This is a genomic window from Bowdeniella massiliensis, from assembly GCF_023634005.1.
Lineage (GTDB): Bacteria > Actinomycetota > Actinomycetes > Actinomycetales > Actinomycetaceae > Bowdeniella > Bowdeniella massiliensis.
This window is the reverse complement of record NZ_JALIQR010000011.1, coordinates 21,839-35,287: the sequence shown is the minus strand read 5'-3', so window position 1 is coordinate 35,287 and position 13,449 is coordinate 21,839. Positions and strand designations below refer to the sequence as shown.

Genomic DNA, 13,449 nt, shown 5'->3' with positions numbered 1-13,449 from the left:
GCGGGCGCGATCAGTAGACCATTTTCATCGCTTCGCGCGCTTCCGCGAGCGTGTGATCAGCGACCTCGTTTGCGCGTTCGTTGCCGGCCTTCAGGACGTCAAGGAGGTAGGCCTCGTCGTTCATGAGCTCCAGGCGGCGCGCGCGGATCGGTGCCAGGTGATCGTTGACCGCGGCCGTGACCTCGGCCTTCAGCGCGCCACCGCCGCCGTCGCCGATCCGCTCGGCGATCGCCTCGGGGGCTTCCCCCGAACACAGGGAGGCGATGAGGAGGAGGTTCGCGACCTCAGGGCGGCCCACCGGGTCATAGGTGATGTGGCGGTCGGAATCGGTGACCGCCTTTTTCAGGATCTTCGCGGTGGTATCGGCGTCCATTCCGAGCTCGATCGTGTTGCCGCGCGACTTGCTCATCTTCGTCCCGTCGGTGCCAAGGACAGCCTGGGCCTCCGATAGCAGGGCTTCGGGGCGACGGAAGACGGGACGCTTCTTATCGACGCGGCCGTAGCGTTTGTCGAAGCGCTGGGCAATGACGCGGGCCTGCTCCAGGTGCGGGACCTGGTCCTTGCCGACGGGCACGATATTGGCCTTGCAGAACAGGATGTCGGCCGCCTGGTGGACGGGGTAGGTGAGCAGCAGGCCGCTCATCGCGCGCCCGCCCGTCGCCTCGAGTTCGGCCTTCACCGTCGGGTTACGGTGCAACTCGGACTCGGTGACAAGCGAGAGGAAGGGCAGCATGAGCTGGTTGAGGGCCGGGACCGCCGAGTGGTTAAAGATGGTGGAGCGCTCCGGGTCGATGCCGGCGGCGAGGTAGTCCGCGAGCAGCCCAATGACGCGCTCGCGAATGGGGCCGACGCCGTCGCGGTCGGTGATGACCTGGTAGTCCGCCACGAGCACCCACGTCTCGACGCCCTTATCCTGCAAGATGACGCGGTTTTTCAGCGTACCGAGGTAGTGGCCGAGGTGGAGGGCGCCCGTCGGGCGGTCGCCCGTCAGGACGCGGAAACGGGAGGCGTCCTTGTCGATCTCGGCCTCGATCTCAAGGGAGCGGGCACGGGTGCGGGCGAGAGAGGCCTCCGAGGTCGTCGCGGCGAGGTCGGCGTCCGTGGCGGTGGTCATGGTGTCCTTTCCGAGAGGTAGATCTGCATGGACAGGGGCTCGAGGCTCACCTGATCGGTGGCGTTATACAGGGCGTGCTCATCGGTCGTCGGGCGTGACCAGGATGAATCCCATTTCAGTCGCCACCCGAGGACGCGCGTGGCGCCGCCACCGTTTTCTATCGTACGTCCCGCCGCGAGGCTCACCGTGACATCGCTCAGGGAGCCATTAAAGACGACGAGCGCATCGCGTCCCGTGCCCTTGCCCGAGCGCAGCATTTGCAGGGCGCGGTTATACGGGTCGTGCCATTGGGCCGCCTGCCGCGGAGTGGCATCGGCCGAGAACCAGGCGAGGTCCGGCACGCTGTCACCGCGCGCGGGCCGGCCCGAGGCGAACCGGATGGGCCGAAGCGCCGGATTCTCCCGGCGCAGTCGCAGCAGGTAGGCGGTCGTTTCCGCGAGATCGTCCTGCCAGTCGGCCAGCTCCCAGTTCAGCCAGGAGATCTCGTTGTCCTGGCAGTAGGCGTTGTTATTGCCCTGCTGGCTGCGGCCGAACTCATCGCCGGCGGTGATCATCGGGACACCGGCCGAGACGACGAGGGTGCCGAGCATGTTGCGGATCGACTGCTGGCGGGCGGGGATGATCGCGGCGGCGATATCGTCGTCGGCCTGGAAACCTTCCATGCCGTGATTCCACGACAGGTTCTTATTCGTCCCGTCGCGGTTGTCTTCCCCGTTGGCCTCGTTGTGCTTGTGGTTATAGGACACGAGGTCGGCCATCGTGAAACCGTCGTGGGCGGTGATGAAGTTGATCGAGCCGAGGGGGCCGCGGCCGCCGGGGACCTCGCCGGAGGAGAACAGGTCCGCCGAGCCGGAAATGCGGTTACCGAAATCGGTCAGGGCGCTTGGCGCATGGCCGTGGGCCTGGCGGGCCGCGTCGGCGAGCCAGTAGGTGCGCATTGTGTCGCGGTAGCGGTCGTTCCAATCGGCAAGTGGGGAGGGGAACTGGCCGGTGCGCCAGCCGTGCGGTCCCATGTCCCATGGCTCGGTGATGAGCTTGGTATCGCGCAAGACGGGATCCGTGGCGAGCGCGGACAAGAACGGGTGGTGGTCGGTGAAGTGCTCGCGGTGGCGGCCGAGCGTGACGGCGAGGTCGAAGCGGAAACCGTCGACGCCGATGTCCTGGACCCAGTAGCGCAGCGAGTCCAAGGCGAGCTGGACGACGCGCGTGCGGCGGAAGTCCAGTGTGTTGCCACAGCCGGTGTAATCCAGGCAGGTGCCGTCGGGATTGTGCAGGTAGTAGCCGGCGGCATCGAGCCCGCGCATCGACAGGCTCATGCCCTCATAGCCGGCCTCGCACGTGTGGTTATAGACGACGTCGAGAATCACTTCGATGCCGGCCTGATGCAGCAGCTCGACCATGCCGGTGACTTCCTCGACGACGGCCTGCGCGCCGCGGCGCTGGGCATGCTCCGTGGCATAGGAGGGTTCGGGCGCGAAAAAGCCGAGGGTGTTATAGCCCCAGTAGTTCGTCAGGCCCTTGTCCGCGAGGAAGGGCTCGGGCATCATCGCGTGGATGGGCAGCAGCTCCAGGGAGGTGACGCCAAGGCGCTTGAGGTGGGCGATGAAGGCCGGGTGGGCGAGGCCCGCGTAGGTGCCGCGTAGGTGCTCGGGCACATCGGGATGCAGTTGGGTCAGGCCCTTGACGTGGCCTTCGTAGATTACCGTCTGGCGCCACGGCACCCGCGGACGCGAATGCGCCGCCGAGAACTGAGTGTCGATGACGACGCCGCGGCGCGCATAGCCGATCGTGTCCTTCGGGCTGGGCGTTAGCGGCAGCAGGGGAGTGCCATCCTCGCCGCGCACATGATCGTAGAGCGCGTCATCGAGCGTGACGGCGCCGCACACGGCGCGGGCATAGGGATCGAGCAGCAGGCGGTCGGGGTTGAAGCGCTGGGCAGTTGCGACATCCCAGCGTCCGTGGGCGCGAAACCCGTAGGCGGTGCCGGGCAGGATGCCTGGGACGTGGCCGTGCCACACGCCGTGCACGGGGCCCTCCAGCAGCCAGGGTTCTTCAATTTCCTGGTCGCCGTCGTGCCGAAAGAAGCACACCTCGATCCCCGTGGCGCGGGGAGCATACACGGCGACGTCGACGCCACCGGCGACGCGGTGCACGCCGAGGCGGCCACGGTCGGAGGCGGGCTGATTGACGCGTTTGACTGACGCGCGAAGCGGAAGTGACACGCTGCCATTATCCCCCTCGGTAGGTGACATATCGCCATGCGCGCCGTTGCAGGGACTGTGAGAATGGTCCGCTTTAAAAACGGACATTGGCCGCCCCTTGGCGCGCGTGGCACAGTAGAAGGCATGAAGGTAGTTGTACTTGTCAAACACGTTCCCGACGTGCAGTCGGAGCGACGAATTGACGATGGCCTGCTCGTGCGCGGCGAAGACGATGTGCTCAACGAGGTCGACGAAAACGCCGTCGAGGCCGCCGTCGCACTCGTCGAGGAGGCGGGCGGCGAAGTGATCGCCGTGACGATGGGACCCGAGGATGCCGTCGACGCGGTGCGCCGGGCCCTGCAGATGGGCGCCGATTCCGGCCTGCACGTCTGCGATGAGGAGCTCGCGGGCACCGATGCGCTCGGCACCGCACGGGTGCTCGCCGCCGCCGTGCGCCGCATCGGCGATGTCGATTTGGTGCTGGCCGGAATGTCCGCGGCCGATGGCGACATGGGCGTCGTGCCCGCAGCTCTCGCCGCCGACCTCAACTGGCCGGTCCTTTCCGTCGCCGCCGAGCTCTCGGTAGCCGACGGCGCTGCCACGATCACGCGCACCGTCGATCGGACCGATGAGACGCTGTGCGCCCAGCTGCCCGCCGTCGTCTCCGTGACCGACCAGGTCAACGAACCGCGCATTCCCGCCTTCAAGGCGATGATGGCCGCGCGCAAGAAGCAGGTGGAAGAAATTGACCTCGCCGAGCTCGGACTCGCGGACGCCGTCGAGGCCGATTCCGGCGCACTGCTCGGCCGACAGGGGGCCGGCACCGCGGTACGCGAGGCCGCCGAGAAGCCCGCCCGCGAAGCCGGCACCGTCATCACGGATACCGGGGACGCCGGACAACAGCTCGCCCACTACCTGGCCAAGGTGATGAAATGACCACGCTTATTGTGCTGCGCACCCCCGATCTTCCGCTTGCCACCGAGCTCGCCGCCGCCGCGGCGCCCCTCGGTGAGGTTGCGGCGCTCGACCTAACCGGCGAGTTCGCGGCCGACGCGCTGCCCGTTGCTACCGTGTTCCGTCCCACCGGGGTGGGCGATTTCACGACGGCGCCGGGCGCGGCCGCCGCGATCGCAGCGGCCACCCGCGCTGAGGCTTCGATCGATCTCGTGCTCATTGACGCGTCGTTCGCAGGTAAGGAGATCGCGGGCTACGCGGCCTCGGTGCTGGATTCGGCCGTCGTGACCGATGCGGCCAACCTGCGCCGCGAGGGCGACCAGATTCTTGCCGATCGCACCGTCCTCGCCGGGACGTGGGCGACGACGTGCGCGCTCACGCGCGGCGTCGGCGTCATTGCGCTCGCCCCAGGCAGCCTCGATCAGGGCGTCGACCTGCCCGCTGCCGGCAGCGCCACCCTCGTGGACCTGGACGTCGAGCTGCCGCCGGCTGCGGCTGCCACCGAGGTGGTCTCCCGCACCCCGCAGGACGTCGGCGACGGCATCCCGCTGGAGGGCGCCGATATCGTCGTCGTCGCGGGACGCGGCGTCGAGGGCGATTTCACCCTCGTGCGCGAACTCGCCGACCAGCTCGGGGCTGCCGTTGGCGCCACCCGCGTTGCCACCGACGAGGGGTGGATCGAACACACCGCGCAGATCGGCCAGACCGGCGTCGTCATCCGCCCGCGCATTTATCTTGGGCTGGGCGTCTCCGGCGCGATCCACCACACCGTCGGGATGCAAAACAGCGAGATCATCATCGCCGTCAATACCGATTCGGAGGCGCCGATTTTCGAGATCGCGGACTTCGGAATCGTCGGCGACCTCAACGACGTCGTGCCGCAGCTCATCGCGGCCCTGAAGGGTTAATTAGCGCAGTGCGCGCCTACCTCGACCACGCGGCGACCAGCCGAATCCGGCCGGTCGCCGCCGAGGCCTACGCCCGGGAGCTGACCGGCACGGGCAATCCGTCCTCGCTGCACACCGCTGGGCGGGCCGCTCGGGCGCGGCTGGAAGAAGCCCGCGAGCGCATCGCCGAACTCCTTGGCGCCCGCACCAGCGAAGTCGTCTTCACTTCGGGCGGATCCGAGGCCGACGCCATCGCGATCAGCGGGATTCCCGAGGCACTCATCGAGCGTGGCCAGCGCGCGGACACGGTGATCTCCGCGATCGAGCACGACGCGATCCGGCTGAGCGCACGGCGCGCCGCCAAGCTGCACGACTACCGGCTGCACGAGATCGGGACCGACGCGGCGGGCCGGCTCGACCTCGCCGAATTGGATGAGGCGTTAACAAGCGGCGTCGGCCTCGTCTCGGTCATGTGGGCCAACAACGAGACCGGCGTCATCCAGCCCCTATCCGAGGTCGTCGAGCGCGCCCACACAGCCGGGGCCCTTGTGCATTCCGACGCCGTCCAGGCCGTCGGGCGCGTCCCCGTGAACTTTCACGACTCCGGCCTCGCGGCACTCAGCCTCACCGGCCACAAGATCGGCTCCCCCGTCGGTACCGGTGTCCTGCTCGCCCGCACCGATACGCCTATCCACGACATTCGCCCCGGCGGCGGCCAAGAACGCGGCATCCGCTCCGGCACCCTCGATGTGGCCGGCGCGTGCGCCCTTGCGGCCGCGCTCGGCGCCGCGATCGAGGACCTCGATTCCCAGCACGAGCGGCTCGCTGCCTATACCGAGCGGCTGCGCGCAGCCCTTAGCGCGCTGCCCGGAGTCCGCCTCACCGGCGAGGGCAGCGAGCAGCTGCCCGGCTTCACGCACCTCATCGTGACGGACGCGAACCCCGAGGCGCTCCTGCTGCTCGCCGATATGGCCGGCATCGCCACCGCCTCTTCCTCAGCCTGCCACGCCGGCGTCCAGTCCCTGTCCCACGTCGTGCGCGCGCTCGGCTACCGCGACGAGGATCGAATCGCGCCGCTGCGCCTCTCGCTCGGCTGGGACACCACCGAGGAGGAGGTCGCCCACGCGATCACCGAACTGCCGGGCATCATCGCCCAGGCCCGAGCCGCCGGAGGTGGCGCATGAAGGTCCTTGCCGCACTGTCCGGGGGAGTGGACTCCGCCGTCGCCGCCGCCCGCGCCGTCGATGCCGGCCATGACGTCGTCGGCGTCCATATGGCCCTCAGCAAGTCGCGCGCCCAGCACCGCACGGGCTCGCGCGGCTGCTGCTCCATCGAGGACGCCTCCGATGCGCAACGAGCCGCCGCCCACCTCGGCATTCCCTACTACGTGTGGGACCTGTCGGACGAGTTTGAGGACTTCGTGGTCGCCGATTTCCTAGCCGAATACGAGGCCGGACGCACCCCCAATCCGTGCGTGCGCTGCAACGAGCACATCAAGTTCGCGGCGCTCGCGGACCGCGGCAGTGCTCTCGGTTTTGATGCCGTCGCGACCGGGCACTACGCCCAGCTGATTCCCGGGCTCACCCCCACGCCCGAATTGCACCGCGCCGTCGACCGCTTCAAGGACCAGTCCTACGTCCTTGCCGTCATGGGCCAGGAGCGCCTGACGCGCTCGCTGTTCCCCCTCGGCGATGTCGCAAGTAAGGACGAGGTCCGAGCCGAGGCCGAAGCCCGCGGACTGCGCGTGTCCGCCAAGCCGGACTCCTACGATATTTGCTTCGTCGCCGACGGCGATACCTCCGGCTTCCTACGCCGCCGCCTCGGTTCGCGCCCGGGCGCCATCCTCGATGCGAGCGGCAAGGAGATCGGCGAGCATCGCGGTGCCTACTCCTACACTGTTGGCCAGCGTCGCGGCCTTGGCCTGACCGTGCCCGCCGTCGACGGCCGGCCGCGCTACGTCCTGGAAGTCAACACCGCCGCGAACACCGTTACTGTGGGGCCGAAGGAAGCCCTATCAGTTAGCGCGATCACCGGCCGCGATATCGTCTGGCTCGCACCCGATGACGACGGTGAATCCGGCGATATTACGATCCAGGTGCGGGCCCACGGCCGCGACATCCCCGCCACGATCTCCCGCGATGGGGATACCCTGAGCGTCGAGCTCGGTGAGCAGTTGCGTGGGATCGCGCCCGGCCAGTCCCTCGTCGTCTACCGCGGCACGCGCGTCCTCGGCCAAGCCACGATCAGCGGCGCCAGGCGAGTGGAATGAGTACCCTGCCGATGCCGCTCGTGCGGGCGATGATCGATCTTGATACGCCCGCCCGCATGGCCGATTACCTACTACCCACGCTCGCGGCCGATCCGACCACACTCGCAATAGCCGTCTCGCGTCGCGGCCAGCTGGAAAGACCGCTGATCGCGCCGCTGGCGGGCCGCCTCCCACTGGCCTACCTCGGGCGCTACGACGGCGCCGCACTCGTGCTCACTGATTCCACTAGCGCTGATCAGGGGCTGCGCGAGATTGGGCTCGACCTATCCGCGGCCGACGCCGCCTACGCCGCCGTTGCCGTCGCGCTGCGCCAGTGGCAAGCCGACTCCCACTGTGTCGCGTGCGGCGCACCGGCAGCCCTCATCCAATCCGGCTGGGTCTTTCGCTGCACCAACTGTGGCGCCGAACGCTACCCGCGCACCGACCCCTGCATCATCGTCGCCGTCACCGACGAGGCCGACCGCCTTCTGCTCGCCCGCGCCGCGCACTTCGCCTACCCTCGAGCGTCCGTCCTCGCAGGCTACGTTGAGCCCGGCGAATCGCTCGAAGCCGCGGTCGCCCGCGAAGTTTTCGAAGAAGCCGGTGTCCACGTGCACGATGTGACCTACCGCGGCTCCCAGCCCTGGCCGTTCCCACGCTCCCTCATGTGCGCCTTCACCGCCCGCACCTCTGGCACGCCCGAGCCCGTCATCGACGGCGAGGAAATCGTGGAAGCCGCGTTCCTCAGCCGCGAGGACGTCGCCGCCCGCATCGCCGCCGGAACCCTGCAACTTCCCTCAGGCATCTCGGTGGCACGGAGCCTCGTTTCCGACTGGCTCGAATCACCTGCCTAGCGCGAATCGAGTCCGTGGGGGATTGGTCGCGAGTTTCAAGCTCGCTCCTGTGCGCATCGCCCAATGTCAGTACCCACCTGAGACAATGGCAGCGATGTCCCTCCTCGACGCTCTCGACCCAGATCAACGCCAGGTAGCCGAACACCTGCGCGGGCCCCTGTGCGTGCTCGCCGGTGCCGGTACCGGTAAGACCCGCGCCATTACCTACCGCATCGCTCACGGCGTGAGGACCGGTGTTTACCAACCCACATCAGTCCTTGCCGTGACCTTCACCGCTCGCGCCGCGGGCGAGATGCGCTCGCGGCTGCGCGAACTCGGCGTCGTCGGCGTCCAGGCCCGCACCTTCCATGCCGCGGCGCTGCGCCAACTCGGCTACTTCTGGCCCAAAGTCGTGGGTGGCCCCCTGCCGAAGGTAGAAGAAAAGACTCTTGGCCTCGTCGCCGAGGCCGCAGGCCGCCTCGGAATCGAAACCGACCGCGCGCTGCTGTTCGATCTGAATGCCGAGATCAAGTGGGCCAAGGTGCAGATGATTGCGCCCGACGATTACCCGCAGCGCGCCACCGCCGCTGGACGCGCCGGTATCGCCGATGTGGATCCGACGACGATCGCCTCCCTCATGAATGCCTACGAGGATGCCAAATCCGAGCGCGGCGTCATCGATTTTGAAGATATCTTGCTGATCCTCGTGGGCCTGCTCGTCGAGAAACCCGAGATCGCCGAGGAAGTGCGTCGGCAGTACCGCTACTTCGTCGTCGACGAGTACCAAGACGTCTCCCCGCTGCAGCAGCGCCTGCTTGAGCTCTGGCTGGGGGAACGCGATGATCTGTGCGTCGTCGGCGATGTTTCTCAGACGATCTACTCCTTCGCCGGCGCATCTCCCGGCTTCCTTACCGGCTTTTCCCGTACGTTTCCTGGCGCCGCGAAGATTCAGCTCGTGCGCGATTACCGCTCGACCCCGCAGGTCGTTGATATCGCTAACCGACTGCTGCGCACCAAGACGGGCCGCCTGCCCGAAGGCGCCGTCTACCTGCAGGCCCAACGGCCGTCCTCGGTGCCGGTGCATTTCACTGGCTACGATGACGACGCTGCCGAAGCCGAGGCGATCGCCCGAGCCATCACCGAATTGAATGACACGGGTGTAGCGCTGTCCGAGATCGCGATTCTCTATCGCACCAACGCCCAGTCCCAAGCCTTCGAAACAGCGCTAGCCACCGCCGGCATCGGCTACCAGATCCGCGGCGGTGAGCGGTTTTTTGCCCGCGCCGATATTCGGCGCGCACTCGTCATGTTGCGCGGCGCCATGAATACGAGCGAGGAAGCGGACATGCCACGCGCGGTGCGCGCAATCCTGTCCAACCTCGGGTGGTCGAATGCCGCACCCGAGCAGGCCGGCGCCATGCGCGAACGCTGGGACGCGCTGAACGCCCTCGTCGTCCTCGCCGACGATATGCACGCCACCCGCGGCGCCTCGCTCGCCGATTTCGTCGAGGAACTGCACGACCGCGCCGCCAACCAGCACGCCCCCGCCGTCGAGGGCGTCACCCTCGCCTCCATCCACTCCTCCAAGGGCCTGGAGTGGGACGCGGTCTTCCTCGCGGGTCTTTCCGAGGGCCTCATGCCGATCTCGATGGCCAACACGCCCGAAGCCATCGAAGAAGAAAAACGCCTTCTGTACGTAGGAGTCACCCGGGCGCGCGAGCACCTGCGCCTGTCATACTCCTCCTCGCGTACCGGAGGGCGCTCGTCCCGTAACGTCTCGCGCTTCCTTACCGGTATCTGGCCAGAGGCCGAGAAAAGCGCCTCGAAAACCTCGCGGCGCAAGAAGGCCGCCATCGATCCCCTCGCGGAACTCGATGACGACGCGCAAGCGCTCTTCGAATTACTGCGTGCTTGGCGCGCCGAGACCGCGAAGGAGATCTCCAAGCCCGCCTTCACGATTCTGCACGATGCGACCCTCATCGCAATCGCGCAAGCTCAACCACGAACGCTGCGCCAACTCGCGCTATTGCGCGGAATCGGGGCTACCAAACTCGACCGCTACGGGGGCGAAATCCTTGCCCTCATTGCGGATAACTAGCCACGAGGCGATACTCCTCTAGCTTTTCCATCACATGCCTGATAGCGTGCAGCGCATGGCTTGTGACAGCACTCACATTCGACCTCCCTATTCGGGCTACTTCGATCACGTCGGCGCGCAGCTCGAAAAAGACCGACAACACGCAAGACCCCCCGAATCCGAGTTTGACGGCGCGCGCGCCGAACTCCGTGCCGAGCTTGCCACCATCGTCGAGGAACTCGCCCCGCAGCTCATCGCGCTTGCCAAGGATCTGCACGACCACCCCGAAACTGCCTTTGACGAGCACCGCTCCGTCGCCGCCCTCGTGAGCTTGCTGAACGAGCACGGCATCGACGCTAAAGCCGACGTCTTCGGGGTTGAAACCGCTGCGGTCGCGGATCTGCCCGGAGATGCACCGGACGCGAGCAGTCGCCGAGTAGCGATCCTGTCGGAGTATGACGCCCTGCCCGGAATCGGGCACGCCTGCGGCCACAACGTCATCGCCGCCAGCGGAGTGGGGGCCTTCCTGGCCCTGGCGCAACTGCGGCAGCGCCACCCCGAGGCCATCCCCGGCCGGGTGCGCTGGCTCGGCACCCCCGCCGAGGAAGGCCACACCGGCAAGGAGTACATGGCGCGCGGCGGCGCCTTTGAGGGGCTCGACGCCGCGATCATGATCCACCCCTACGGTTACGACGTCACCGACCAGGTCTGGCTCGGGCGTCGCACCCTGAACGTCACCTTCCACGGCCAGCCCGCCCACGCCTCGGCCCAACCCTTCATGGGCGTCAACGCGCTCGACGCCGCGAGCCTCGCCTACCAGGGCATCGGGCTCCTACGCCAACAAATGCTGCCCGTGGACCGCGTCCACACGATGATGTCCGAGGGCGGCGACCGCGCCTCCATCATCGTGGAGCGAGCACAGCTGAAGATGTATGTCCGCTCCAAGTACCCCGACACGCTGCGAGACCTTTCCCAGCGCGTAGAAAACGTCTGCCGCGGCGCCGCCCTCATGACCGGCTGCCGCGTAGACATCGACTGGGACGAACACCCACCCTCGCTGCCCGTGCGCAGCAACAAAGAACTTGAAGCACGCTTTGCCGCCGCGATGGTCGATCGCGGCCGGCGCATCCTGCCCGGGGGCGTGCTTCCCGAGACCATCGCTGCCTCGACCGATTTCGGCAACGTTTCCTACCGCGTCCCGGGCATCCACCCCCTCGTCAAAATCTCCGACGATTCCGTCGCGCTCCACACCGCGGAGTTTGCGCAAGCAGCGGCCTCCCCAGCCGCCGAAACCGCTATCAGCGATGCCAGCTTCGCGCTCGCCGCAACCGCGCTCGATTTCCTGTCCGACGACGAGCTTGCCCAAGCCGTCGCCGAAGAATTCGAGGCCGCCGGCGGAGCCGTAGACGTCCCCTCATACTTCGATGCGAAGGACCCCTCATGACCGCACCAGCACAACCCAAGCAGCGCCAATCCGTCTTCGACCGCTTCCTCGCCACCGTCGAGCGGCTCGGCAATAAGCTGCCCGAACCCTTCACCCTCTTCCTCGGCCTCTTCCTCATCACCGGCGTCCTGTCGACGATCTTCGCCTTCATGAACCTGCGCGTTCAGGTACCGGGCGCCGAAGAAGAAACGGTGATCCGCGGCCTCTTTACCGGCGAGGGCCTCAGCTGGCTCACGACGACGATGGGGGAGAACTACATAGGCTTCCCGCCGCTTGTCACCGTTCTGCCGATTCTCCTGGCCGTCGGCGTCGCGGAAAAGACCGGCTTCCTTGCCGTCTCCGTTCGCAAGATCTTTGGCGCCGCCCCCAAGTGGCTGCTGCCCTATGTCGTCGGGTTCGTCGGCGTGGTCGGCTCCATCATGGCTGACTCCGCCTTCGTCGTCATTCCGCCGCTTGCGGCGCTCGTCTTCAAGGCGGTCGGGCGCCACCCAGTTGCGGGCCTCATCGGCGGTTTTGCTGCCGCCGGCGCCGGCTACTCCACCTCCGTCGTTCCCACCTCGCTCGATGCCCTATTTGCTGGCATCACGACGAAGGTGATGGAGGCGCTGCCAAACTTCGAGTTCGCGCCCGTCAACCCGGTCTCGAACTACTACTTCAACATCGTCTCCTCGATCGTTCTGTCAATCATTGCTGGCTTCATCATCGACAAGGTCGTGGAGCCCCGGATCAATCGGCTGGGGATCTCGCGCGACTACATCATTCCGGTCAAGGACAAGGCCGGCGCCGAGGAACCCGCGAGTGCCAAGCGCACCGGTGAGGCCCACGCCGACCCGGTCCGTCGTGACAAGCAACCCGAACTACACGAAGGCGAAGAGGTCAGCCTCGAGATCAGTGACGCGGAGCGCTCCGGCCTGCGTGCGGCCCTCATTGCGGGCGGCATCCTCACCGTCGTTATCCTCGTTTCGGTGCTCATTCCCGCTTCGCCGTGGCGCAATGAGGAGGGCGGCTTCCTGCCCGCCTCCCCGCTGCTCAAGTCGATCGTTTTCATCGTCTTTGCCTATTTCATGCTCATGGGAGTCGTCTACGGCAAGGTCGTGGGAGTCATCAAGTCGATGTCCGACCTCGTCGGATTCATGATGCAGGCACTCAAAGACGTCCTCGGCTTCTTGGTCCTGGCCTTCATCCTGGGGCAGTTCATCGCCCTGTTTAACTGGACCGGTATTGGCCAGTTGACCGCGGTCAAGGGGGCGGAGTTCCTCGAGAACATCGGCCTGACAGGGTTCCCGGCGATCCTCGCCTTCATCGTTCTCGCCTCGATCCTCAACCTGCTGATCATCTCCGGGTCCTCGATGTGGACTCTCATGGCGGCGGTCTTTGTTCCGATGTTTGCCCTGCTCGGCTATGAACCGGCCTTCGTCCAGGCAGCCTTCCGGGTGGGTGACTCGGCCACCCAGATCATCACGCCTCTGAACCCGTACATGATCGTCCTGCTGGCGATGATGCGTCGCTACGAGCCCGAGGTGGGCTTCGGGTCCGTGATGGCACGGATGCTGCCCTTCGTCATCCCGTTCTGGGTGGCGTGGGCCTCCCTGCTCGCGGTCTGGTTCTTCCTGGATCTGCCGCTTGGTCCGGGCAACGGAATCATGCTGCCGAACTAGCGAAAAAATTGCCCGGTAAATAACTGGACATCG

Annotated in this window: 10 protein-coding genes; 8 read left to right on the top strand and 2 right to left on the bottom strand. The window is 66.8% G+C overall.

What is annotated here, in order from left to right; translation table 11 throughout:
• Positions 1–10: 10 nt before the first annotated feature.
• Both trpS and glgX read right to left on the bottom strand, forming a co-directional pair.
• Positions 11–1,114 carry a tryptophan--tRNA ligase gene (gene trpS / locus MUN85_RS08670; protein ID WP_250506348.1) on the bottom strand — a complete coding sequence of 368 codons (1,104 nt, stop codon included), beginning with the start codon at positions 1,112–1,114 and terminating at the stop codon, positions 11–13.
• Positions 1,111–3,336 carry a glycogen debranching protein GlgX gene (gene glgX, locus MUN85_RS08665; protein ID WP_250506347.1) on the bottom strand — a complete coding sequence of 742 codons (2,226 nt, stop codon included), beginning with the start codon at positions 3,334–3,336 and terminating at the stop codon, positions 1,111–1,113. The genes trpS and glgX overlap by 4 nt, the downstream gene beginning before the upstream one ends.
• 123 nt (positions 3,337–3,459) lie before the next feature.
• Between glgX and MUN85_RS08660 the strand changes: the two genes are divergently transcribed.
• The 8 genes from MUN85_RS08660 (at position 3,460) to MUN85_RS08625 (ending at position 13,416) form a co-directional block, all read left to right on the top strand.
• Complete coding sequence (locus tag MUN85_RS08660) at positions 3,460–4,251, top strand: electron transfer flavoprotein subunit beta/FixA family protein (protein ID WP_250506346.1); 792 nt, start codon at positions 3,460–3,462, stop codon at positions 4,249–4,251.
• Positions 4,248–5,177: an electron transfer flavoprotein subunit alpha/FixB family protein gene (locus MUN85_RS08655; RefSeq protein WP_250506345.1), complete on the top strand. Its 930-nt coding sequence runs from the start codon at positions 4,248–4,250 to the stop codon at positions 5,175–5,177. Before MUN85_RS08660 ends, MUN85_RS08655 begins: the two co-directional genes overlap by 4 nt.
• Before the next feature lie 8 nt (positions 5,178–5,185).
• Positions 5,186–6,340, top strand: coding sequence for a cysteine desulfurase family protein (locus MUN85_RS08650; RefSeq protein WP_250506344.1), 1,155 nt, complete (start codon positions 5,186–5,188; stop codon positions 6,338–6,340).
• Positions 6,337–7,425, top strand: coding sequence for a tRNA 2-thiouridine(34) synthase MnmA (gene mnmA / locus MUN85_RS08645; protein WP_250506343.1), 1,089 nt, complete (start codon positions 6,337–6,339; stop codon positions 7,423–7,425). Before MUN85_RS08650 ends, mnmA begins: the two co-directional genes overlap by 4 nt.
• Positions 7,422–8,258, top strand: a complete 837-nt coding sequence (nudC, locus tag MUN85_RS08640) for an NAD(+) diphosphatase (RefSeq protein ID WP_250506342.1) — start codon at positions 7,422–7,424, stop codon at positions 8,256–8,258. The genes mnmA and nudC overlap by 4 nt, the downstream gene beginning before the upstream one ends.
• Positions 8,259–8,352: 94 nt before the next feature.
• Positions 8,353–10,335, top strand: coding sequence for an ATP-dependent helicase (locus tag MUN85_RS08635; protein ID WP_250506341.1), 1,983 nt, complete (start codon positions 8,353–8,355; stop codon positions 10,333–10,335).
• Between the two features lie 55 nt (positions 10,336–10,390).
• Positions 10,391–11,758 (top strand): M20 family metallopeptidase, encoded by a 1,368-nt coding sequence (locus MUN85_RS08630; protein ID WP_250506340.1) that lies wholly within the window; start codon positions 10,391–10,393, stop codon positions 11,756–11,758.
• A complete protein-coding gene (locus MUN85_RS08625; RefSeq protein ID WP_250506339.1) occupies positions 11,755–13,416 on the top strand; it encodes an AbgT family transporter in 1,662 nt (553 codons plus the stop codon). Before MUN85_RS08630 ends, MUN85_RS08625 begins: the two co-directional genes overlap by 4 nt.
• Positions 13,417–13,449: the final 33 nt, after the last annotated feature.